21 protein-coding genes, 1 tRNA gene and 1 pseudogene are annotated in these 21,500 nt (G+C 59.5%); 14 read left to right on the forward strand and 9 right to left on the reverse strand.

All coding sequences use genetic code 11. The features are described from left to right. The 9 genes and pseudogenes from PDO_RS19535 to PDO_RS19575 form a co-directional block, all read left to right on the forward strand. Window positions 1-163: pseudogene (locus tag PDO_RS19535) on the forward strand (RNA-binding protein); the annotation flags it as partial. A gap of 101 nt (window positions 164-264) precedes the next feature. Then, a complete protein-coding gene (infB, locus tag PDO_RS19540) occupies window positions 265-2,976 on the forward strand; it encodes a translation initiation factor IF-2 (RefSeq protein WP_007605996.1) in 2,712 nt (903 codons plus the stop codon). A 179-nt stretch (window positions 2,977-3,155) separates the two neighbouring features. Continuing rightward, the gene (gene rbfA / locus PDO_RS19545; protein WP_007605997.1) at window positions 3,156-3,569 is read left to right on the forward strand and encodes a 30S ribosome-binding factor RbfA; all 414 of its coding nucleotides are present in this window, start codon (window positions 3,156-3,158) and stop codon (window positions 3,567-3,569) included. A 6-nt stretch (window positions 3,570-3,575) separates the two neighbouring features. Next, window positions 3,576-4,505: a tRNA pseudouridine(55) synthase TruB gene (gene truB, locus PDO_RS19550; protein ID WP_007605999.1), complete on the forward strand. Its 930-nt coding sequence runs from the start codon at window positions 3,576-3,578 to the stop codon at window positions 4,503-4,505. A gap of 152 nt (window positions 4,506-4,657) precedes the next feature. Further along, entirely contained in the window at window positions 4,658-4,927 is a 270-nt protein-coding gene (rpsO, locus tag PDO_RS19555) for a 30S ribosomal protein S15 (protein WP_007606000.1), read from the forward strand. A gap of 345 nt (window positions 4,928-5,272) precedes the next feature. Then, complete coding sequence (gene pnp, locus PDO_RS19560) at window positions 5,273-7,414, forward strand: polyribonucleotide nucleotidyltransferase (RefSeq protein WP_007606001.1); 2,142 nt, start codon at window positions 5,273-5,275, stop codon at window positions 7,412-7,414. Between the two features lie 128 nt (window positions 7,415-7,542). Further along, entirely contained in the window at window positions 7,543-8,559 is a 1,017-nt protein-coding gene (locus PDO_RS19565; RefSeq protein ID WP_007606002.1) for a class I SAM-dependent methyltransferase, read from the forward strand. Window positions 8,560-8,681: 122 nt separating this feature from the next. Beyond that, complete coding sequence (locus PDO_RS19570) at window positions 8,682-9,710, forward strand: AraC family transcriptional regulator (protein WP_007606003.1); 1,029 nt, start codon at window positions 8,682-8,684, stop codon at window positions 9,708-9,710. 215 nt (window positions 9,711-9,925) lie between these two features. Next, the gene (locus PDO_RS19575; RefSeq protein WP_007606004.1) at window positions 9,926-10,189 is read left to right on the forward strand and encodes a LuxR C-terminal-related transcriptional regulator; all 264 of its coding nucleotides are present in this window, start codon (window positions 9,926-9,928) and stop codon (window positions 10,187-10,189) included. Between the two features lie 76 nt (window positions 10,190-10,265). Here the strand turns inward: PDO_RS19575 and fabI are convergent, their stop codons facing one another. The 3 genes from fabI to fabA are packed head-to-tail and all read right to left on the reverse strand — an operon-like array spanning window position 10,266 to window position 12,859. Next, window positions 10,266-11,072, reverse strand: coding sequence for an enoyl-ACP reductase FabI (gene fabI / locus PDO_RS19580; protein ID WP_037074770.1), 807 nt, complete (start codon window positions 11,070-11,072; stop codon window positions 10,266-10,268). Between the two features lie 5 nt (window positions 11,073-11,077). Next, a complete protein-coding gene (fabB, locus tag PDO_RS19585) occupies window positions 11,078-12,301 on the reverse strand; it encodes a beta-ketoacyl-ACP synthase I (protein WP_007606007.1) in 1,224 nt (407 codons plus the stop codon). Window positions 12,302-12,340: 39 nt separating this feature from the next. Further along, window positions 12,341-12,859, reverse strand: a complete 519-nt coding sequence (gene fabA, locus PDO_RS19590; protein WP_007606009.1) for a 3-hydroxyacyl-[acyl-carrier-protein] dehydratase FabA — start codon at window positions 12,857-12,859, stop codon at window positions 12,341-12,343. Window positions 12,860-13,170: 311 nt separating this feature from the next. Between fabA and irrA the strand changes: the two genes are divergently transcribed. Next, a complete protein-coding gene (irrA, locus tag PDO_RS19595) occupies window positions 13,171-13,587 on the forward strand; it encodes an iron response transcriptional regulator IrrA (RefSeq protein WP_037074773.1) in 417 nt (138 codons plus the stop codon). A gap of 3 nt (window positions 13,588-13,590) precedes the next feature. Here irrA and PDO_RS19600 read toward each other — a convergent pair whose 3' ends face one another. Next, window positions 13,591-14,226: a trimeric intracellular cation channel family protein gene (locus tag PDO_RS19600; protein ID WP_007606013.1), complete on the reverse strand. Its 636-nt coding sequence runs from the start codon at window positions 14,224-14,226 to the stop codon at window positions 13,591-13,593. Window positions 14,227-14,345: 119 nt separating this feature from the next. On the opposite strand from PDO_RS19600, the gene PDO_RS19605 reads away from it, so the two are divergent. Continuing rightward, window positions 14,346-14,819, forward strand: coding sequence for a hypothetical protein (locus PDO_RS19605; protein WP_007606020.1), 474 nt, complete (start codon window positions 14,346-14,348; stop codon window positions 14,817-14,819). 11 nt (window positions 14,820-14,830) lie between these two features. Here PDO_RS19605 and PDO_RS19610 read toward each other — a convergent pair whose 3' ends face one another. After that, the gene (locus tag PDO_RS19610; RefSeq protein ID WP_007606021.1) at window positions 14,831-15,622 is read right to left on the reverse strand and encodes a YdcF family protein; all 792 of its coding nucleotides are present in this window, start codon (window positions 15,620-15,622) and stop codon (window positions 14,831-14,833) included. Between PDO_RS19610 and PDO_RS29175 the strand changes: the two genes are divergently transcribed. Further along, window positions 15,623-15,994 (forward strand): hypothetical protein, encoded by a 372-nt coding sequence (locus PDO_RS29175; RefSeq protein WP_244426488.1) that lies wholly within the window; start codon window positions 15,623-15,625, stop codon window positions 15,992-15,994. It abuts the gene before it with no gap. A gap of 131 nt (window positions 15,995-16,125) precedes the next feature. On the opposite strand, the gene PDO_RS19620 is transcribed toward PDO_RS29175, so the two are convergent. The 3 genes from PDO_RS19620 to PDO_RS29290 all read right to left on the reverse strand — a co-directional run bounded on the left by PDO_RS19620 (window position 16,126) and on the right by PDO_RS29290 (window position 17,046). Continuing rightward, window positions 16,126-16,201, reverse strand: a tRNA-Ala gene (locus PDO_RS19620). A gap of 151 nt (window positions 16,202-16,352) precedes the next feature. Next, entirely contained in the window at window positions 16,353-16,742 is a 390-nt protein-coding gene (locus PDO_RS19625) for a TIGR02300 family protein (protein ID WP_007606023.1), read from the reverse strand. A 172-nt stretch (window positions 16,743-16,914) separates the two neighbouring features. After that, entirely contained in the window at window positions 16,915-17,046 is a 132-nt protein-coding gene (locus PDO_RS29290; protein WP_280113377.1) for a hypothetical protein, read from the reverse strand. Between PDO_RS29290 and cmk the strand changes: the two genes are divergently transcribed. Both cmk and rpsA read left to right on the forward strand, forming a co-directional pair. Beyond that, complete coding sequence (gene cmk / locus PDO_RS19630) at window positions 17,033-17,662, forward strand: (d)CMP kinase (RefSeq protein WP_007606024.1); 630 nt, start codon at window positions 17,033-17,035, stop codon at window positions 17,660-17,662. The two genes, PDO_RS29290 and cmk, sit on opposite strands and share 14 nt — an antisense overlap. A 157-nt stretch (window positions 17,663-17,819) precedes the next feature. Then, window positions 17,820-19,523: a 30S ribosomal protein S1 gene (gene rpsA / locus PDO_RS19635; RefSeq protein ID WP_007606025.1), complete on the forward strand. Its 1,704-nt coding sequence runs from the start codon at window positions 17,820-17,822 to the stop codon at window positions 19,521-19,523. 97 nt (window positions 19,524-19,620) lie between these two features. Here rpsA and PDO_RS26795 read toward each other — a convergent pair whose 3' ends face one another. Then, a complete protein-coding gene (locus PDO_RS26795; protein WP_141649956.1) occupies window positions 19,621-21,393 on the reverse strand; it encodes a hypothetical protein in 1,773 nt (590 codons plus the stop codon). Between the last annotated feature and the right edge of the window lie 107 nt (window positions 21,394-21,500).

The following is a 21,500-nucleotide window of genomic DNA, read 5'->3' on the forward strand; positions in this document are numbered from 1 at the left end:
GTCCGGGAATGAAATGGACGAACTGATGGGCCAGAATGCGTTTATCCATGCCGCAGCGCTTGCAGGGCAGGCGGGTGAAGGTGTAGTGAAGCGCGCAACTCTGCTCGAAACCTATCGAGGCCAAGCGCCTCGCAGGTTGAGCACTGGCCCGAGACCACAATGACGCGGTCATCGGCCAAGGCCGACCTCCGTGGTTTAGGACAGTATGTGAACGGCGTGGTCTGATGCTCGGCATCCGGCCTCGCTCGAAGGAACGGGAACGGAATGACCGACAACAAAGACGACAAGACCATCGGCGTGAAGAAGACACTCACCCTGAAACCATCGGGGATGAGCCAGGGCACCGTACGCCAGGACATGGGGCGCGGCCGCACGAAGTCGGTCGTCGTCGAAACCGTGAAGCGGCGCCCGACGCGCCCGCAAGACGAAAAGCCACCGATCACGCCCGTCCGGGCGCCTGAGCCCGTCGCACCGGTGGCTGTCGTACAGCCGCCGCGCCCAGTGGCAGCTGCGCCTGCGCCGACACCTGCTCCACGTGTCCAGCAGCCGGCTCCGCAGCAGCAGCGCCCGGCTCAACAACAGAACAACAACCGCCAGCCCGAGCGCCCGCAGCAGAACCGCCAGCCGGAACGTCCGCGCGGCGCGGTATTGCATGACCTGTCAGCCGGCGAGATGGAAGCACGCCGTCGCGCGCTGGTAGAAGCGCAGGCACGTGATATCGAGGACGCCAAGCGTCGCGCCGAAGATGAAGCGCGCCGTCAGCGGGAAGCCGAGGCAGCAGCGATCGTCGCAGCAGAAGAGGCAGCCCGTCGGGCCGCCGAGCCGCAGCCGGAACCGCAACCCGAAGCACCGGTCGATGTGGCTCCGGCGGCTGTCGCCGCGTCTGCTGCACCTGGTCGTCCCGCCGGCGAAACCCGTCCGGCTGCACCGGCCGCTCCGACGCCTGCAGGCTTCCTGCGTGGTCGCAAGGCCTCCGACGAGGAAGAAGATCGTGCCCCGGCTCGCGTCATCCCAGGTCGCGGCAAAGTCGTAGCTCCGGCTCCGGCCAAGGTCCCTGCCCGTCCGAAGGCCGAGGAAGATCGTCGCCGCGGCAAGCTGACTGTCACCACGGTCGGCACGGACGACGACGGCAATGCACGTGGCCGTTCGATGGCTGCGACCCGTCGTCGCCAGGAGAAGTTCCGCCGCAGCCAGATGCAGGAAACGCGCGAAAAGGTCATGCGCGAGGTTATCCTGCCGGAAACCATCACCATTCAGGAACTGTCGCAGCGCATGTCAGAACGCGCCGTCGACGTCATCAAGTACCTGATGAAGGAAGGCCAGATGATGAAGCCGGGCGACGTCATCGACGCCGACCTTGCTGAACTGATCGCCACCGAATTCGGCCATACCGTCAAGCGCGTTTCGGAATCCGACGTTGAAGAAGGCATCTTCAACATGAAGGACGACGAAGGCGAAATGGTATCGCGTCCGCCGGTCGTCACCATCATGGGTCACGTCGACCACGGCAAGACCTCGTTGCTTGACGCCATCCGCAAGACCAGCGTCGTATCGGGCGAAGCCGGTGGCATCACCCAGCATATCGGTGCCTACCAGGTCGAACATAACGGCCAGAAGATCACCTTCATCGACACGCCCGGTCACGCCGCATTCACCGCGATGCGTGCCCGTGGTGCACAGGCGACGGACATCGCGATCCTGGTGGTTGCAGCCGACGACAGCGTGATGCCGCAGACGATCGAGTCGATCAGCCATGCCAAGGCTGCCGGCGTGCCGATCATCGTGGCAATCAACAAGATCGACAAGCATGAAGCCAATCCGGACAAGGTCCGTCAGCAGCTTCTGCAGCACGAAGTGTTCGTCGAATCCATGGGTGGTGAAGTGCTCGACGTCGAAGTTTCGGCGAAGAACAAGCTGAACCTCGACAAGCTGCTGGAAGCCGTGCTTCTGCAGGCCGAAATCCTCGACCTGAAGGCGGATCCGAGCCGGACTGCCGAAGGCACGGTCATCGAAGCCCAGCTCGACCGTGGTCGCGGCTCGGTGGCAACGGTTCTGGTCCAGAAGGGCACGCTCAAGCCCGGCCAGATCATCGTCGCCGGCGACCAGTGGGGCCGCGTTCGTGCGCTGGTCAACGACCAGGGTCTGCATGTCAAGGAAGCCGGTCCGGCGATGCCGGTCGAGGTTCTCGGCCTGTCGGGTACGCCCGCAGCCGGCGACAAGTTCGCCGTTGTCGAGAATGAAGCGCGTGCTCGCGAGATCTCCGAGTATCGTCAGCGTCTGGCCCGCGACAAGGCCGCTGCCCGCCAGTCCGGTCAGCGCGGTTCGCTGGAACAGATGATGACCCAGCTGCAGAATACCGGCTTCAAGGAATTCCCGCTGGTCATCAAGGGCGACGTGCAGGGTTCGGTCGAAGCGATCATCGCTTCGCTCGACAAGCTCGGCACCGACGAAGTGCGTGCCCGCATCGTTCATTCGGGTGCAGGCGCCATCACGGAATCGGACATCTCGCTTGCCGAGGCTTCCAACGCCGCCATCATCGGCTTTAACGTGCGTGCCAATGTCCAGGCCCGTGCTGCGGCTGAACGAGCCGGCTCTGAAATCCGCTACTACAACATCATCTACGATCTGGTGGATGACGTAAAAGCAGCAATGTCGGGCCTCCTGTCTCCAGAACGTCGCGAAACCTTCCTCGGCAATGCCGAAATCCTGGAAGTGTTCAACATAACCAAGACCGGCAAGGTCGCGGGTTGCCGCGTCGTCGAAGGCAAGGTCGAACGTGGTGCCGGCGTGCGCCTGGTGCGCGACAACGTCGTCATCCACGAAGGCAAGCTCAAGACACTCAAGCGCTTCAAGGACGAAGTTGCCGAAGTGCCGATGGGCCAGGAATGCGGTATGGCCTTCGAGAACTACGAAGACATCCGTGCCGGCGACACGATCGAGTGCTTCCGCGTGGAGCATATCACCCGTACGCTCTGATCCAGAGCCTGCGGACAGAAATAGAGAACGGGCGCCGGGTTTCCGGCGCTCGCTCTATTTGAATGCGGACACTGGTCTGCAACGGCTGTTGCAGCCGATCTTATTTTCTCCCAACGGATGCATTGCGACTGGGAAACCCGGATCTTCGGACCCCATTGAATGCGAAAAGGCAAACGACCATGAGCAAAGCAAACTCTTCAGCTCCCACGCAGCGCATGCTGCGCGTCGGCGAGCAGGTGCGCGCCGCCATTACCCAGGTCCTGCAGCGTGGCGATGTCCGCGATGATCTCATCGAGCGGACTGTGATTTCCATTTCGGAAGTGCGGATGTCGACCGACCTGAGGATCGCGACGGCCTTTGTCGCTCCTCTGGGGGTCAGCGACCACACAAGCATCATCGAGGCACTCAACCGCCATGCCAAATACATCCGCGGACGGATCGGCAGCCAGCTTCGCCAGTTGAAGCATATGCCCGAAGTGCGTTTCCGCGACGATACCAGCTTCGACAATTACCAGAAGATCGATGCGCTGCTGCGCTCGCCGGAAGTCCAGCGTGACCTCGCCGCCAACAGCGCAGACGACGAACAAGAATAAGAGACAATGTCCAAACCCAGAAAGCCCAAGGGCCGCCCGATTTCGGGCTGGCTCATTCTCGACAAGCCCGTGGATTTCGGCTCGACCGAAGCCGTCGGCAAAATCAAGTGGTTGTTCAACGCCCAAAAGGCCGGCCATGCCGGCACGCTCGATCCGCTCGCCTCCGGCATGTTGCCGATCGCGCTTGGCGATGCGACCAAGACCGTTCCCTATGTCATGGACGGCCGCAAGATCTATGAATTCACCGTGACCTGGGGCGAGGAACGCTCGACGGACGATCTTGAAGGCGAAGCGACCCAGACATCCGACAAGCGGCCGAGCGAAGTCGACATCCGCGCGCTGCTGCCGAACTATACCGGCGTGATCAACCAGATCCCGCCGCAGTTTTCCGCCATCAAGATCGCCGGCGAACGGGCTTATGACCTTGCCCGCGAGGGCGAGACCGTCGAAATCCCGTCACGCGAGGTGGAAGTTTTCCGCCTGACCCTGTTGAACGTGGAAGCCGACAAGGCGCATTTCGAAGTGGAATGCGGCAAAGGCACCTATGTGCGGTCGATCGCCCGGGATCTCGGACGCGACCTGGGCTGCTATGGTCATATCTCGAGCCTGCGTCGTTCGTTTGTCGCACCGTTTGCCGAAGAGACAATGGTGCCGCTTGCCGAGCTCGTGGCGCTTGAAGCCATCGAGGACCGCGATGCCCGGCTCGAGGCACTCGATGCCTTCATCGTCGATACGAGCGAGGCGCTATCGGCCCTGCCGCAGATCCGCATCACCGAGGATCAGGCGCACCGTCTGCGAATGGGCAATCCGATCATCGTGCGTGGCCGCGACGCTCCTGTTGCCGAACCGGAGGCCGTTGCGCTTTCGGGAAGCAAGCTGATTGCAATCGGCGAGATTGCCGGCGGCGAGTTTCATCCGCGGCGGGTGTTCAACTGAAACTGCCGGAAAACGTCCGCTCTTCCCTTTCCAAGGGGAATGGAGTATAGGCGGCACCAGCTGGCGCTGATGCGCCTGCACTCATGGCCATTGCTGAACGACATCTCGGCCTTTGGCGACCTTTTTCTCATAAATTCTAGAAAGGATTTACGATGTCGATTACTGCAGAACGCAAGGCTGCCCTCATCAAGGAATACGCGATCAACGAAGGCGATACCGGTTCTCCGGAAGTCCAGGTTGCGATCCTGACCGAGCGGATCAACAACCTGACGGAACACTTCAAGGGTCACAAGAAGGACAACCACTCCCGCCGTGGCCTCCTGACGATGGTTTCGACACGCCGTTCGCTTCTTGACTATGTCAAGAACAAGGATGAAGCCCGCTACAGCAAGATCATCACTGCTCTGGGCATCCGCCGCTAAAACAGTTTCCGGCGGATCTTCGCAAGAAGGTCCGCCGGCCTCTTTTGGGACACAGGTCCCTGGACTTCGACATGGTACCATCGTGATCGAAGCGCATGAAAGGCAGTCCGGATGACCGGTGCTGCAAATACCAACCGATGACCTGTCATGGGGCAGGATTGCCGGATGCTTTCGCCAGAAAACTGGCGTCAGATGGACTGAGCGATCGGAAAGACATCCGTTCGCGACACCCGAAAGCCTCCCGCTGTCTTGCCCGTGATGTGTCAGAATTTCTGCGGAGACGTTGGTTCCTTCTGGAGCGTTCGTCTTTTTGTGCAAGGGCACTCCGTGGATGAAGGACAAGAGATGTTTGATACTCACAGCGTTGAAATCGAGTGGGCAGGCCGCCCGCTGAAGCTCGAAACCGGCAAGATCGCCCGCCAGGCTGACGGTGCCGTTCTGGCCACTTACGGCGAAACCGTCGTTCTCGCTACCGTCGTTTCGGCCAAGTCGCCGAAGCCGGGCCAGGACTTCTTCCCGCTGACCGTCAACTACCAGGAAAAGACCTATGCCGCCGGCAAGATCCCGGGTGGCTATTTCAAGCGCGAAGGCCGTCCGTCGGAAAAGGAAACGCTGGTTTCCCGCCTGATCGACCGTCCGATCCGCCCGCTGTTCCCGGAAGGCTACAAGAACGACACCCAGGTCGTCGTCACCGTCGTCCAGCACGACCTTGAGAACGATCCGGACGTATTGTCGATGGTTGCGGCTTCCGCTGCACTGACGCTTTCCGGCGTTCCGTTCATGGGTCCGGTCGGCGGCGCACGCGTCGGCTACATCAACGGCGAATACGTTCTGAACCCGCATCTCGACGAGATGGACGAGTCGGTTCTCGACCTCGTTGTTGCCGGTACCCAGGACGCCGTCCTGATGGTTGAGTCCGAAGCCAAGGAACTCAACGAAGAGATCATGCTCGGCGCCGTCATGTTCGGCCACAAGGGTTTCCAGCCGGTCATCGACGCGATCATCAAGCTCGCTGAAGTGGCTGCCAAGGAGCCGCGTGATTTCCAGCCGGAAGATCATTCCGAGCTCGAAGCCGAAATGCTGAAGCATTTCGAAGCCGAACTGCGTACCGCCTACAAGAACACCCAGAAGGCTGAACGCTACGCTGCCGTTGACGCCGTCAAGGCGAAGGTCAAGGCTCACTTCTTCCCAGAAGGCGTCGAGCCAAAGTACACCGCCGAAGTCATCGGCGCGACCTTCAAGCACCTGCAGGCGAAGATCGTTCGCTGGAACATCCTCGACACCAAGAGCCGCATCGACGGCCGTGACCTGTCGACCGTTCGTGCGATCGTTTCTGAAGTCGGCATCCTGCCGCGCACCCATGGTTCGGCCCTGTTCACCCGTGGCGAGACCCAGGCGATCGTTGTTGCGACGCTCGGCACCGGCGAAGACGAGCAGTATGTCGACAGCCTGACCGGCATGTACAAGGAACGCTTCCTTCTGCATTACAACTTCCCCCCCTACTCTGTTGGCGAAACCGGCCGCATGGGCTCCCCAGGACGCCGCGAAATCGGTCACGGCAAGCTCGCATGGCGCGCTATCCGTCCGATGCTTCCTTCGCCTGAGCAGTTCCCCTACACGCTGCGCGTCGTCTCCGAGATCACCGAGTCGAACGGCTCGTCCTCGATGGCAACCGTTTGCGGCACCTCGCTTGCTCTGATGGATGCTGGCGTTCCGCTGGCCAAGCCGGTGGCCGGTATTGCCATGGGCCTGATCCTCGAAGGCGAACGCTTTGCCGTTCTCTCCGACATCCTCGGCGACGAAGATCACCTCGGTGACATGGACTTCAAGGTTGCAGGTACTGCCGACGGCATCACCTCGCTGCAGATGGACATCAAGATCGCCGGTATCACCGAAGAGATCATGAAGGTTGCTCTGGAGCAGGCTCAGGGCGGTCGCAAGCACATCCTCGGCGAAATGGCCAACGCCATCACCGAAGGGCGGTCGCAGCTCGGCGAATTTGCTCCGCGCATCGAAGTGATGAACATCCCGGTCGACAAGATCCGTGAAGTCATCGGTTCGGGTGGCAAGGTCATCCGCGAAATCGTCGAAAAGACCGGCGCCAAGATCAACATCGAAGACGACGGCACCGTGAAGATCGCCTCTGCCTCCGGCAAGGAAATCGAAGCAGCCCGCAAGTGGATCCATTCCATCGTGGCCGAGCCGGAAGTCGGCGTCGTCTATGAAGGCACCGTTGTGAAGACGGCCGACTTCGGCGCCTTCGTCAACTTCTTCGGTTCGCGTGACGGCCTGGTTCATATCAGCCAGCTCGCTTCCGATCGTGTTGCCAAGACGCAGGACGTGGTCAAGGAAGGCCAGAAGGTCTGGGTCAAGCTGATGGGCTTCGATGAGCGCGGCAAGGTTCGCCTTTCGATGAAGGCCGTCGATCAGACGACCGGCAAGGAAGTCGTCGAAAAGAAGAACGAAGGTGGCGAAGCCGCTGAATAAGCGCGCTTCCTGCTGATCCAGAGGCGCGGAATAACTTCCGCGCCTTTTTTGTTATCCGATTGTTTGACGCAGTCTTCAACCGAAGCGGCCCCGACGCCCTTCCCTGAACTGCTCTAGAGGGCCACGACATGAGCCGCGAAACGCTGAAGACCCTGTTCCATCCGTTTGTGACGGAAACCGTCGCGCTGCCTGGCGAAGGCACGCGCTATCTCTTTCTCGGTGCCGAAGCAGGCTTCGCCAAGCCTGACGGCTTTGCTGCTGAGCTGACCGTTGTCCAGGGCTTCCGCCCCGATTTCCGCCGGCTGGAAGCCGCGCACCAGGCGCCTGTGGCTGTCGTCGAAGGCGATGACTTCGATGGTGCGCTGATCCTGTGCGACAGGCACAAGGGCATCAATGAAGACCGCGTTGCCGAAGCGCTGAAGCGCGTCAAGTCTGGTGGTCTCGTCGTGATCGCCGGTGCCAAGGAAGATGGCGTTCAGCCATTGCGCAAACAGCTCGATCGCCTGGGCTTCGCGCCGGAATCGATGCCGAAGTATCACGGCGTCGCAGTCTGGTTTACCGTGCCTGCGGATGTATCCGCCGCGATCGCGACGCTGCAGGCCAAGCCGGTCATCATTGACGGTCGTTTCGAGACACGTGCCGGCCTGTTTTCGCACGCGCATGTCGATGACGGTTCAGAGCTTTTGGCAAGCCGGCTGCCGACCAATTTCGACGGCAATGCCGCCGACTTTGGCGCAGGCTGGGGCTATCTCTCCGTCATGCTTGCCGAGAAGTCGCCGCGCACCAACCGCATTGATCTTTTCGAGGCCAGCCATGACGCGCTGGAGCATGCCCGCAAGAATCTTGCGAGCAATTGCCCGAAGCTGACGACGCGTTTCTTCTGGCAGGATCTTGGCAACGAACCGGCGAAGGAAAAATATGATCTGGTGATCATGAACCCGCCCTTCCACGAAGGGCATGCCGCCGAACCTTCCATCGGCGAAGCGATGATCAAGGCCGCCGCCGAGGCTCTGCGCAACGGTGGCGAATTGCTTCTGGTGGCGAATCGGGGCCTGTCCTACGAGGCCGTTCTTGCGGCCAACTTCAAGCAGCATGGTGAAACCTGCCGCAACTCTCGCTTCAAAGTCCTTTGGGCGAAGCGCTAGTTCATATTTTAGCATACAGTCACGGGAGATTGATATCTTCCGTGGCCACGGCACTCGACTCCCGCTGTGTCTTGACTTAGCTTTTGACGCCAAGCTCTTTCCCTTCGGCGCCAGGCTTCCCGATGCCGCAAAAGAATCTGACCGATGAACTGACGACCGTCGCAGGCCTTGCCTCGGCCGTGGTGGTTCACGCCCAGAGTTACGGCATAGATATCGTTCCGATTTGCAAGGCGCTGGACATCAATCCAGCCTGTTTCCAGAGCATGACCGCCCGCATCAGCCTTGATCGCCTGTGCAGGCTTCTGGAGGCTTGCGCGCTGCTGTCTGATGACGAGGCTTTCGGCCTTGTGAGCGTGCAAGCCTATGAACCGGGTTCGACCGGCGCGTTCGGCTACGGATTGCTATCCGCACCGACTGGTCTCGATTTCGTTCAGTTCCTCGATGCACATATCCAGTATGTAACCCATACCAGCTATTCGCGGCTGTTGGTCGACGAGCGCGGCGCGCTTCTTTCATGGACCTTTGCGCCGATCATCGTGAAGCGCGATCAGTATGTAGATATGTCCGTAGCGCTTGTCATGCAGCGCGCACGCGATCTTGCAGGCTTGCTGACCGATCAGGTCGAAATCGAACTGGAGAGACCAAGGCCACGGAATATCCAACCGTTTCGGGAGTGTCTCACCCGGAAAGTCAGTTTTGGTCAGAGGATGAACTGCATCCGGTTTCCGCCCAGTTTTCTTGAAGCGGTCAATCCGGCGGGCGACAGGCGCCTGCACGAACTGATGGACATGCAATGCCGTTCTGCCCGGCCTGCCACTCTGGATATGGATGGCGACTTTCTCGACCAGGTGCGCCACTATCTGCTTCTGCATGTCTGCGATGGCGAATATCCGCTGTCTGACATTGCTCCTTATTTCGGCCTGTCAGAGCGCACATTCCAGAGGCGGCTTGCCCAGCACGGCACGAGCATGAACGACCTGCGCGACAGTATCCGCCGCGAGGTTAGCTTCAATCTGCTCACGGAAAGCGAGTTGCCGATCTCCGAAATCTGCTACCGGCTCGGCTATTCGGCGCCCAGCGCCTTCACGCGTTCGGTGACCCGTTGGTTCGGCCACACCCCAACCGAGGTGCGCGAGCGAAAGTCGGCATAGACTTAAAGTGTTGACAAAAAAGCGATTGTACCGCGAAATAGAGTTTCGGCATCAGCTCACACTTCACGTAATCCCGCTGGCCTGCATCTGAAGGTAAGACTTTGGCGTGTGGGGATAAATACTTTGTGTCCGGTTGCATTATAAGGGCGCCTCGTGTTGACGAGCGGGTTTAGCCCTTCCGTCTTTTGTGGCTTCACCTTCCCGGCCTAAAGAAAATGATGACCGACACCCATTTGGCGATCGGAGATCGATTGATTTCTCCGATTCTCACAGATCGTGAAATACACTGCCTGACGCTGGTTGCCGAAGGCAGAAAGCCTGACGAAGCCGTTAATGGCCTGGCTCTATCGCGCTCGGAAATCGATGTGGCGCTCACATCGGCGCGGATCAAGCTCAATGCCAGCAATCTCCTGCATGCCGTGAGCATCGCAATGTTGATCGGCGCAATCGATCATTCGGATCAAACTCACTCGGAGTAGCCGATTTCCCATCGGCTAGCGGACCTTCCGACTGAATGCCTGGCGCGTTACGAGACGCGCCAGGCTTTTTTATATCTTATTCGCTGTCGGCACTGGCGAGAACATCCAGCGCCGGCATTGATGTGACGTTGTAGCCCGCATCCACGTAGTGGATTTCACCGGTGACGCCGCGCGACATGTCCGAGAGGAGATAAAGCGCCGAACTGCCGACATCCTCGATCGTGACGCTGCGGCGGAGCGGAGAGTTCTTCTGCTGCCAGGACAACATCGCACGCGCATCGGCAATGCCGGCACCTGCCAGCGTGCGGATCGGGCCTGCGGAGATCGCATTGACGCGGATCCCGCGTGGACCATAGTCGGCCGCCAGATACCGCACGGATGCTTCAAGGGCGGCTTTCGCAACACCCATGACATTGTAGTTCGGCATGACCCGGACGGAACCGCCATAGGTCAGCGTCAGCATCGAGCCGCCTTCGGCCATGAGGCCGGCTGCACGCTTGGCGATCTCGGTGAAGGAGAAGCAGGAGATCACCATGGTCTTGGTGAAATTGTCCCTCGTCGTGTCGGCGTAAAGCCCCTTCAACTCGTTCTTGTCGGAAAAGCCGATGGCGTGCACGATGAAGTCGATCTTGCCCCAGCGGGCCTTCAGTGCGTCGATAACCCCATCCAGCGATGCCAGATCCTCGACATCGCAAGGCAGGACGACATCCGAGCCCAATTCGGCAGCGAGCGGCTTGACGCGCTTGCCAAGCGCTTCGCCCTGATAGGTGAATGCGAGTTCTGCGCCAGCCGATGCGAGCGCCTTGGAAATACCCCAGGCGATCGAGTGGTTGTTGGCAACGCCCATGATCAGGCCGCGTTTGCCCTGCATAGATCCCAGCATACCCGTCATGCGTCGTGACGCTGGAAGACCAGCGTGGCATTCGTGCCACCAAAGCCGAACGAGTTCGAAAGCACCGTGTCGATCTTCGCATCGTCAATGCGCTTGCGCACGATCGGCACACCGTCGAATTCGGGATCCAGTTCGGTGATATGGGCGCTTTCACCGATGAAGCGTTCCTGCATCATCAGCAAGCCGTAAATCGATTCCTGCACGCCGGCCGCACCGAGCGAATGGCCGGTCAGCGACTTGGTGGACTGGATATGCGGGATCTTGGACCCGAACACTTCGCGAATGGCGCCGATTTCCTTCGAATCGCCCACTGGTGTCGAGGTGCCGTGGGTGTTGATATAATCGACTTCGCCCTTCACCGTGGACAAGGCCTGGCGCATGCAGCGCATGGCGCCCTCGCCCGACGGTGCAACCATGTCATAGCCATCGGAGGTCGCGCCGTAGCCGGTGATTTCGGCATAGATCTTGGCGCCACGCGCCTTGGCATGCTCGAGTTCTTCGAGGACCAGAACACCCGCTCCACCGGCAATGACGAAACCGTCACGCGAAGCGTCGTAGGCACGCGATGCGGTCGACGGGGTTTCGTTGTATTTCGACGACATTGCTCCCATGGCGTCGAAGAGGTTCGACATCGACCAGTCGAGATCTTCGTGACCGCCAGCAAACATGATGTCCTGCTTGCCCCACTGGATCATTTCCGCGGCATTGCCGATGCAATGCGCCGATGTCGAGCAGGCCGAGGAGATCGAATAGTTGACGCCGTGGATCTTGAACCAGGTAGCAAGCGTGGCCGACGCGGTCGAAGACATCGCCTTCGGCACGGCGAATGGACCAATGCGCTTCGGGCTCTTGTTCTGGCGGGTAATATCGGCCGCCTCGACGATCTGTCGTGTCGACGGACCACCCGAGCCCATGATGATGCCGGTCCGCTCGTTGGCGGCGTAGTCCTTTTCCTCGAGGCCGGAATCGGCGAGCGCCTGCTTCATGGCAACATGGTTCCAGGCACCGCCCTGCGACAGAAAACGCATGGCACGGCGATCGACCAGATCGGTCGGATCCAGGTTGGGTTTGCCCCATACCTGGCATTTGAAACCGTGCTCGGCGAAATCCGGCGAAAAGCTAATGCCCGACTTGGCGTTGCGCAGCGATGCGGTGACTTCTGCAGCGTCAGCGCCAATCGAAGACACGATGCCAAGACCCGTTACTACAACCCGTCTCATCTCTCAGACCTTCTCGTAATTGTGGTGGGGGACAGGCGCCTATTCGGCAACCTTGTCCTTCGACAGACCTACACGAAGGTCGGACGCCTGATATATGGTTTCGCCATCAGCCTTCAACCAGCCATCTGCGGTGCCAAGCACAAGGCGGCCACGCATCACGCGCTTGAAGTCGATGCCGTATTCGAGCAGCTTCGTATCAGGACGAACCATGCCCTTGAATTTCACTTCGCCGGTGGACAGCGCCATGCCGCGACCCGGCTCCCCGAGCCAGCCGAGGAAAAAGCCGGTCAACTGCCACATGCCATCGAGACCGAGGCAGCCCGGCATGATCGGATTGCCCTGGAAATGGCACGGAAAATACCAGTCATCCGGACGGACATCATATTCGGCACGGATATAACCCTTGTCGAAGGTACCGCCGGTTTCGGAAATGTCGGTGATGCGATGAACCATCAGCATCGGCGGCAGCGGCAATTGCGCATTGCCCGGGCCGAACAGCTCACCACGGCCGCAGGAGAGGATTTCTTCGTAATTGTAGCTAGATTGTCTCGTTACCATTTTTCTTCTTCTTCCCCCCTCGGCTGCATATGTCCGGACCCAATAGAGCAAGAGAGAGGCAAAATGAAGCCCCGCAATCTTGGGTCAGTCATCGCCGACATTCGAGCCGGACGACGATCCTATTTCATTCAAGGTCGATACAGGAAGCAATACCGCACCACCAGACCCAATTCGGCGAAAAAAGGGGTCCTGGCCCGCCTGCCCACCGGCTTGTGCCCACCCGAACTATTGAAACGCCCTGATTTTAAAGCTATATCCAAAGTTGATGCGATGCACATTGCTCGCACCGAACCGGAGGTCGTTCTTTGACGATGGCAATGTGCCAGACTGGCATCGAACTGAAATTGCGCCGATCGGGCCTGCGCCCGACGCGTCAACGCATCGCGCTGGCCAATCTTCTGTTCGCCAAGGGCGATCGACACCTGACTGTGGAAGAACTGCATGAGGAAGCGCTTGCGGCCGACTTTCCCGTGTCTCTGGCAACAGTCTACAACACGCTGCACCAGTTTACCGAGGCCGGACTGATCCGTGTTCTCGCGGTCGAAAGCGCAAAGACCTACTTCGACACCAATGTGTCCGACCACCACCACTTCTTCGTGGAGGGGGAAAACAAGGTTCTCGACATCCCGGTCAACAACCTGACGATCGACAACCTGCCGGAGGCTCCCGAAGGCATGGAAATCGCGCATGTCGACGTGATCATCCGCCTGCGCGCCAAGCAGGGCTGAGCCTCACATCACCTCATCCGGATGCCGTCCCGGTTTGTGCCTGTAGGTCGGGAAGGTCCAGCCGAAATAGAGCGCACCGCCGCGAACCACAAACGCCGCCAGCGCGCCAATCATCGATGCAACATAGAGCGGCACGCCGATTTCATTGGCCAAGGTGAAGACGGCAGCACCGACCAGGGCAGCCGTGATGTAGATTTCCGGCCGCAGCAATACCGATGGTTCATTGGCGAGAAGGTCGCGTAGCACGCCGCCGAAGCTTGCGGTCAACGTTCCCGTAACGATCGCGATCGTTGGCGATCCCGTGGCTGCCAGCCCTTTCGCCGCGCCCATCACGCAATAGGCGGAAAGCCCGATCGCATCGAGCCAGATCAGCAGCTTATAGCGGGACTCGACCAGATGCGCGGTAAAGAAGACCAGCACACCGATGGCGCAGCAGACGATGATATAGTCCGGATTGAGGACCCAGAAGACCGGCACGCGGCCGAGCACGATGTCGCGAACGGTTCCGCCACCAAGGCCGGTGATGACGGCGAAGAACAGAAAGCCGATCATGTCGAGTTGCTTGCGCGACGCCGCCAAAGCACCCGTCGCCGCAAACAGCGCGATGCCGGCATAGTCCAGATACGATAGCAGCGACATGTCTCATTCTCCATCCGGCAGATGCCAAGATTTGAATCACGCCGTTAAGGGTGACGCAAGCCGCTTGCGCTAGATTGGCGCCTCCTGTCGTTTGGCCGCTGCATACCGGAGGTTCAGCCTTGACGCCCTTTCTTCGCCTGCTTCTTGCCCTGCTGCTCGGCCTTGCAGCACCGATTGCCCATGCCCAGCAGGAGCTTCTCAATGATCCCGAGATCTATGAGAAGGAGCACTACGGCAAACGCTGCAAACTGGTGCAATACGGCGCCGACTTCATCAGCCGCATCGACATCAACAACGATGGGCTGATCGACACAGTGACCAATAGCAGCGAGATCCTGTGCGATGGCACGCGCGGCCCGGACTGCTCAGAGGAAGGCTGCCCGTTCAATTTCTACCTCCAGGTCAAGGAGGGCGGCTATTTCATGATCGCCACCGCACAGATGTACAGCTATGACTTCATCAAGCGCTTCGGCAACATGGTCTTCGTCCTGAAAATGCACCCGAAATATTGCGAGCGCGAGGAAGGCACGGACCCTTGCGAAATGACGGTCCGGGTCAGAGGCACAAAATTCCTGACGATTTCCAAGAAGTAGCCGGGTTGGCTTTACGGCGCGGGATAGAGCGCGCTTGTTCGCCCGAGGGCATAATACGCGGCCAGACCGATCCCTTCCCGCACAGCCGTCGCCATCTGCTGCGCATTCAAGGTCGGCTGGGTCAAGTCAAGCGCCGGGGTGACGATGCCGCTGGTGCGGAAATCGACAGGCCATGGCACCACATCAATGCCTGCCTTGCGAAACAAGCCGATGGAGCGCGGCATATGAAATGCCGATGTGATCAGCAGACAATTTCTCAAACCATTGCGTTCGAGGAGTGAACCGCTGTTTTCGACATTCTCGAAGGTCGTGCGCGATGCGGGCTCGCCGATCAATCTGTCGGCCGCAATGCCGAACGTCGCAAAGAAACGTTCGGAGACTGCTGCATCACCTTCATAGCTGCCGCTCAGCGAGCCGTCTCCGCCAGAGACGAAGATCTTCGACTGGGGAAACCGCTCGGCAAGCCGCAGCGCCTCGATGAAGCGTTCGCCGGCCTGGTTGAATTCGATGCCGCCGCGCTCAGTCGTTACCTCCGTCTCGAAGGCACCGCCGAGCACGATCATACAAGTCGGCGCTGCCGGATCTGCCGTCGGACGCGAAAAACGTGCCTCAAGTCCCTGCAGGGCGTAGGAACCGAGTGTCGTGTAGAGGGTCAGAAACAGGATGAGCAGACTGGCGATGAGAGCACTCATCGCCGTCTTGCGTCCATGAAATATCAAGGCAAGGAGGGCGACCGCGACGAAGAGAAACGCAAGCGACAGCGGCTGCGCTGCCATCCAGAACAATTTCGACACAACAAACATATGGCTTCCTTCACTCCTGCATCCCACCTGCACCGCTCATCGCCGCCGAGCCATATTTCACATCTTGCGCGCCCGATTGCGCGGAACCATCAAGATAAGTCAGTTTCGCTCAAGCGCGCGTTTCTACATCCACATCCATTGCCAATTTTCGATTCTTTAATGGGGAGGGTGTTCATGCGTTTTGCAATTGATACCGTCGACGAAACCGGAAACAACCGAATCTATATCGGAACCCCGCTCGGCATGGCCGAAGACAAATTATGTGTCCAGCTCCGCGATCGAGAAATGAAGATCCAAATCGACAAGATCGTCGACTGGTTCCAGATCGATCTTCCCGAAAGCCGGGAACGCGGCCAGCTTTTCCAGCGCTGAGCGCGCGATGCATCTCAATGCACACGAATGACGGCCCGGAGACATCCGCGGCCGTTTTTTTCGTTCAAAGCGAATAGACAAACGCCAAGTCCGTCTGAATCGAAACGACATAATTACAGTTGAAGGAATTTTGGTGGAGCTAAGCGGGATCGAACCGCTGACCTCTTGCATGCCATGCAAGCGCTCTCCCAGCTGAGCTATAGCCCCATCAAGGGTCCGGCAATGCCGGTTCCGGGAACCCCGTGAAGCAGTGCTTCCGTCGGGGTGGCGGCTTAATACGTTCGGTTTCCGAAGATAGCAAGCCTAAAAATTCGGACCCGGAAAACTTTTCGTCTCCGGGTCCGAAAATATTGAAAAATCAAACTTCGTCGTCGTCGCCGGAGACGCCGATGATGCCGGTCATATCGTCATCGTCATCGTCTTCATCGGCTTCGAGGAATGTATCGTCATCGTCGTCGCCGTCGATTTCAACATCATCGTCGCCAAGGTCCGGAATATCATCGCCGCCGGCTGCATCATCTGCATCCTCAAGCGAAACCAGTTCGACATCCGTGTTCTCGGTATCGACTTCGGCCACTTCCTCTTCTTCAGCCTTCTCCATGATGGCTGCGACCGAGGTCTCCTCGAAGTAGGAGAGGGGCCAGGATTTGCCCGTGTAGGGGGATACGACCGGATCCTTGTTCAGATCGTAGAATTTCTTGCCGGTATCAGGGCAAGTGCGTTTCGTTCCAAGTTCTGCCTTCGCCACTGTCAAAGCCTCATGAAGTCGTGAAGAATTAGGGCATGCGCCAAGCGCCCGGCGGAAAGCCGGCCAATCTGTAGTCGGTCCCCTTAATCGTTGCGCTCCGGTCTGTCAAAGGCAAACTGCGACAATTGCGGAGACGGGAGACCTGTTCCCGGGTTGGGCCGGTCGATGGGCATCAATTCGCGCCTTGACGCTGCGGTGCCAGCCGATGCCAGCCGATGCCGGCGTGCTTGGCTTTCATGACCGAGATCGGTATCAGAAACGCAGATTGCTTTTTCACGACGAGGACGCCGATGATCATCGCCATTGATGGACCCGCTGCTGCCGGCAAGGGAACGCTGTCGCGCCGTATCGCCGAGACCTATGGTTTCCATCACCTCGATACTGGGCTGACCTACCGTGCCACGGCCAAGGCCCTGCTGGATGCGGGGCAACCGCTCGACAACGAAAGTGTTGCGGAGGAGATGGCACGCACCGTCGAACTCGCGGGTCTCGACCGCGACATCCTGTCGGCGCACGAGATCGGCGAGGCCGCTTCCAAGATCGCCGTCATGCCCTCGGTGCGCCGCGCGCTGGTCGAGGCACAGCGTGCCTTTTCCAGCCGTGAACCCGGAACCGTGCTCGACGGCCGCGATATCGGCACCGTGGTCTGCCCGCAGGCGCCGGTGAAGCTCTATGTCACGGCGTCGCCGGAAGTTCGGGCAAAGCGCCGTTTCGACGAGATTGTCGGCAAAGGCGGGGCTGCCGATTTCGAGGCGATTTTCGAGGATGTGAAGCGACGCGACGAGCGCGACATGGGCCGCGCGGACAGCCCTTTGAAACCCGCTGCAGACGCGCACTTGCTAGATACATCGGAAATGAGTATAGAGGCGGCGTTTCAGGCAGCGAAGGTCTTGATCGACGCAGTCTTGGAAAAAGCATGAACTGATCCGGAACCGGCCTAGCCGTTTTCCTTTTCAGTTGACCAATCCCACCGTCCCCGCGCCGGACAGCTCTTTTGAGCGGACGAAGGAATTGGCCCCGACCAACACGAACCACCGGCGCAGCCCGCATCCGAGATGGATGCGATTAGGAGATTTCATGTCTGTTTCTACCCCGACGCGGGAGGACTTTGCAGCCCTTCTCGAAGAATCCTTTGCCAAGACCGATCTGGCAGAAGGCTATGTTGCCAAGGGCATCATCACCGCCATCGAGAAGGACGTTGCAATTGTTGACGTCGGCCTCAAGGTTGAAGGCCGCATCGCGCTGAAGGAATTCGGTGCGCGCGCCAAGGACGGCACGCTCAAGGTTGGCGACGAAGTCGAAGTTTACGTCGAGCGCATCGAAAATGCTCTTGGCGAAGCTGTTCTGTCGCGCGAAAAGGCTCGCCGCGAAGAAAGCTGGATCAAGCTCGAAGCCAAGTTCGAAGCTGGTGAGCGCGTTGAAGGCGTCATCTTCAACCAGGTCAAGGGTGGCTTCACGGTTGACCTCGACGGCGCCGTTGCCTTCCTTCCGCGTAGCCAGGTCGACATCCGTCCGATCCGCGACGTGACCCCGCTGATGCACAACCCGCAGCCCTTCGAAATCCTCAAGATGGACAAGCGTCGCGGCAATATCGTTGTATCGCGTCGTACGGTTCTCGAAGAGAGCCGCGCTGAGCAGCGTTCGGAAATCGTCCAGAACCTCGAAGAAGGCCAGGTTGTTGACGGCGTCGTCAAGAACATCACCGATTACGGTGCGTTCGTTGACCTCGGCGGCATCGACGGCCTGCTGCACGTCACCGACATGGCATGGCGCCGCGTCAACCATCCTTCGGAAATCCTGTCCATCGGCCAGTCGGTCAAGGTTCAGATCATCCGCATCAACCAGGAAACCCACCGCATCTCGCTCGGCATGAAGCAGCTCGAGTCGGATCCGTGGGATGGCATTGCTGCCAAGTACCCGGTTGGCAAGAAGATCTCCGGTACCGTGACCAACATCACCGACTACGGTGCATTCGTCGAGCTGGAGCCGGGCATCGAAGGCCTGATCCACATCTCGGAAATGTCCTGGACGAAGAAGAACGTGCATCCCGGCAAGATCCTTTCGACCACGCAGGACGTCGACGTCGTCGTTCTCGAAGTCGATCCGTCCAAGCGCCGTATCTCGCTCGGTCTCAAGCAGACCCTCGAGAACCCGTGGCAGGCATTTGCCTTCAGCCATCCGGCCGGCACTGAAGTCGAAGGCGAAGTCAAGAACAAGACCGAGTTCGGCCTGTTCATCGGCCTCGAAGGCGACGTTGACGGCATGGTTCACCTCTCGGATCTCGACTGGAACCGTCCGGGCGAACAGGTCATCGAAGAGTTCAACAAGGGTGACGTGGTCAAGGCTGTCGTTCTCGACGTTGACGTCGAGAAGGAACGCATCTCGCTCGGCATCAAGCAGCTCGGCCGCGATGCGGTTGGCGAAGCAGCAACGTCTGGCGAACTGCGCAAGAACGCCGTTGTTTCTTGCGAAGTCATCGCGATCAATGATGGTGGCGTCGAAGTGAAGCTCGTGGCTCACGAAGACATCACGTCGTTCATCCGCCGTGCAGACCTCGCTCGCGACCGTGACGACCAGCGCCCTGAGCGTTTCTCCGTTGGCCAGGTTTTTGACGCTCGCGTCACGAACTTCTCCAAGAAGGATCGCAAGGTCATGCTGTCGATCAAGGCTCTCGAGATCGCAGAAGAGAAGGAAGCCGTTGCTCAGTTCGGTTCGTCCGACTCTGGCGCGTCGCTTGGCGACATCCTGGGCGCAGCCCTGAAGAACCGCACCAACGACTAATCGTTGCGGTTTCGCTGAATAGGAAAACCCGCCGGACGGAAACGTCCGGCGGGTTTTTTTGTTGTGAACGCCGGGCCTTGTCGCAGCCACTCCGGCTTCAGATCAATCCGGACATCCGAACATAGAGATCATGCGCGGGATCATCGATCTCTCCGGCCTGCATGACCCGTCGTTTGACGCGGAGATCCTCCAAAACAGCGACCGGTTCAGTTTCACCAAGGGAGAGGACAGGCGCTTCGTCTGCCGCGTCCTGCGCCGCCGCCTGGTCTTCACCGTGTCCGTCCTGTTCTGCGCTGGCAGAACCGTCGTCAGGCTGATCCTCATCGTCCTGCTCTGTCCCGTCGTCCTCGTCGGCATGCCTGCGCTCTTTGGTCTCGGCTGGCTCCGCCTCGAATTCGTCGGCAATCAGATAGTTGACGAAAGGAACGGGAATGGCCACGGGCAGCCCGTGATGGACCAATGCAGCAGGCGGCTCACTCGGTGACATCGTCATCGAATAGACCACCTGCTCCTCGAACCCGCCGCTGCGGATACGTTGCGCGAGAGCGAGGTTCACGGCATCCTCATCAGGCATTGAGCGCGTCAAGTCATGTTCCTGATGGGTCATCATCTGATCGTCAGGTTCGGCCCGGATGGCGCCGGCACTGGTGACGTCGCCGTTGTCGTCCTTTTGCTGAAGATTGAGCAAGGTGAGGACCAGATCTGTCTCGGCTGCTTCAACCAGCAAAGCCGCAAGACTTGTGGCGAGAGTTGCCGGCGTCGATCCGACAGAGCCTGGCGACACAGCAGACGAGGCAATGTCTGCGTCTGGATCAATCGGGTTGCGATCGAACCCGCCCGCGAGCACAGCACCCTGCTCGACATCTTTGTTCCGTAGTCCGGGCGGGAACCGGATATTATCGTCAGGCTCGGCACCGTCGAGTGACCGAGGGCCATCGCGTCCTGCTTGCTCGGGCAACCCAGCAGGCTGGCCCTGGGCAGCCGTTGCAATCGGCTTGCTGGCTGAGAAAACCTCATCCAAGTGCTCCTGGAGCAGGTGAGGTCCAACATCGAGGTTGCGCACCTGGTTTCTCGCCCGCTGAATGTCTTCGGCTGCAGTGAGTGTCGGACGCAAGGATGCCGCCTGAGATGGCTCCAACCGCTCAGCCAGAGGATGTTTTCTCACACCATCTGAAGCAGCGTCCGCAGCGTCGACTGATGCCGCTAACACGTGTCGTTCAGCAGGAGTCGAACTGACAGTCTTCTGAATTTCGGTATCGCGCCTGTAAGCGGCGGGTAGTGCTGCGGTTGCGGGTGCGGCCTCGCTGCCGGCCAACGTCGGGATCGCGGCCGCAGGTGCCCGAACCTCGCCAGCATTTTGCCTGTAGGATGTCACGACAGACCGGGCGGCCAGATCGCGATCCTTCTGGCGGTAAAGCTCCAGATAGATCGACAAGGTTGCAGCTTCCGGGCCGGCGGGATTGCGGAATGCCTCCATCAGGGTTCGCAACTGCAGGCCCGCAAATGCCCGCATCAAATTGCGCTGCAAGGCGACACGTTCACGAGGCGACAGATCACCCAGCGCCTCCACCAGGCGAACTGCGTAGCCACTCAGCGTTTCACTAGGCAAGCGTTCCATCTTCAGTGCGCTGCCGAGCAGATCGACCAGCACCGAGAGGTTTTGCGACATGCGCTCCTGGCCCGTCAGAAGGAGAAGATTCAGGCGTCCCGCGATTTCCATATTTTGTTCCAGTGCACGGGGCGGTGTCACGACCGTGATCGCGGCAGATCCAGCCCCCACGCTCGCACCCATGCCAGCCCCGCTGCCAACGCCGATACTGGACGCACGCGTTTCCTGCTGGTTCAGATAGATATTCGACGCGGCGCTCACAGGAGGAAGCATAGCCACCTCTCTCGGTGCGAGTGAAACAACAAGAGCAGAATCGGGCCGCTCATGCGGCCGCGGTCTCCATGCAGAACGGCACGTAGGCATCAACA

Origin of the sequence: Rhizobium sp. PDO1-076 (genome assembly GCF_000247475.1) — a bacterium.
Classification (GTDB): Bacteria; Pseudomonadota; Alphaproteobacteria; order Rhizobiales; family Rhizobiaceae; genus Allorhizobium.

Excerpts from the sequence above, each read along its gene's own strand:
- infB (WP_007605996.1), top strand. The coding sequence starts at position 265 with ATGACCGACAACAAAGACGACAAGACCATCGGCGTGAAGAAGACACTC.
- rbfA (WP_007605997.1), top strand. The coding sequence starts at position 3,156 with ATGAGCAAAGCAAACTCTTCAGCTCCCACGCAGCGCATGCTGCGCGTC.
- truB (WP_007605999.1), top strand. The coding sequence starts at position 3,576 with ATGTCCAAACCCAGAAAGCCCAAGGGCCGCCCGATTTCGGGCTGGCTC.
- rpsO (WP_007606000.1), top strand. The coding sequence starts at position 4,658 with ATGTCGATTACTGCAGAACGCAAGGCTGCCCTCATCAAGGAATACGCG.
- pnp (WP_007606001.1), top strand. The coding sequence starts at position 5,273 with ATGTTTGATACTCACAGCGTTGAAATCGAGTGGGCAGGCCGCCCGCTG.
- PDO_RS19565 (WP_007606002.1), top strand. The coding sequence starts at position 7,543 with ATGAGCCGCGAAACGCTGAAGACCCTGTTCCATCCGTTTGTGACGGAA.
- PDO_RS19570 (WP_007606003.1), top strand. The coding sequence starts at position 8,682 with ATGCCGCAAAAGAATCTGACCGATGAACTGACGACCGTCGCAGGCCTT.
- PDO_RS19575 (WP_007606004.1), top strand. The coding sequence starts at position 9,926 with ATGATGACCGACACCCATTTGGCGATCGGAGATCGATTGATTTCTCCG.
- fabI (WP_037074770.1), bottom strand. The coding sequence starts at position 11,072 with ATGCTGGGATCTATGCAGGGCAAACGCGGCCTGATCATGGGCGTTGCC.
- fabB (WP_007606007.1), bottom strand. The coding sequence starts at position 12,301 with ATGAGACGGGTTGTAGTAACGGGTCTTGGCATCGTGTCTTCGATTGGC.
- fabA (WP_007606009.1), bottom strand. The coding sequence starts at position 12,859 with ATGGTAACGAGACAATCTAGCTACAATTACGAAGAAATCCTCTCCTGC.
- irrA (WP_037074773.1), top strand. The coding sequence starts at position 13,171 with ATGGCAATGTGCCAGACTGGCATCGAACTGAAATTGCGCCGATCGGGC.
- PDO_RS19600 (WP_007606013.1), bottom strand. The coding sequence starts at position 14,226 with ATGTCGCTGCTATCGTATCTGGACTATGCCGGCATCGCGCTGTTTGCG.
- PDO_RS19610 (WP_007606021.1), bottom strand. The coding sequence starts at position 15,622 with ATGTTTGTTGTGTCGAAATTGTTCTGGATGGCAGCGCAGCCGCTGTCG.
- PDO_RS29175 (WP_244426488.1), top strand. The coding sequence starts at position 15,623 with ATGGCTTCCTTCACTCCTGCATCCCACCTGCACCGCTCATCGCCGCCG.
- cmk (WP_007606024.1), top strand. The coding sequence starts at position 17,033 with ATGATCATCGCCATTGATGGACCCGCTGCTGCCGGCAAGGGAACGCTG.
- PDO_RS29290 (WP_280113377.1), bottom strand. The coding sequence starts at position 17,046 with ATGGCGATGATCATCGGCGTCCTCGTCGTGAAAAAGCAATCTGCGTTT.
- rpsA (WP_007606025.1), top strand. The coding sequence starts at position 17,820 with ATGTCTGTTTCTACCCCGACGCGGGAGGACTTTGCAGCCCTTCTCGAA.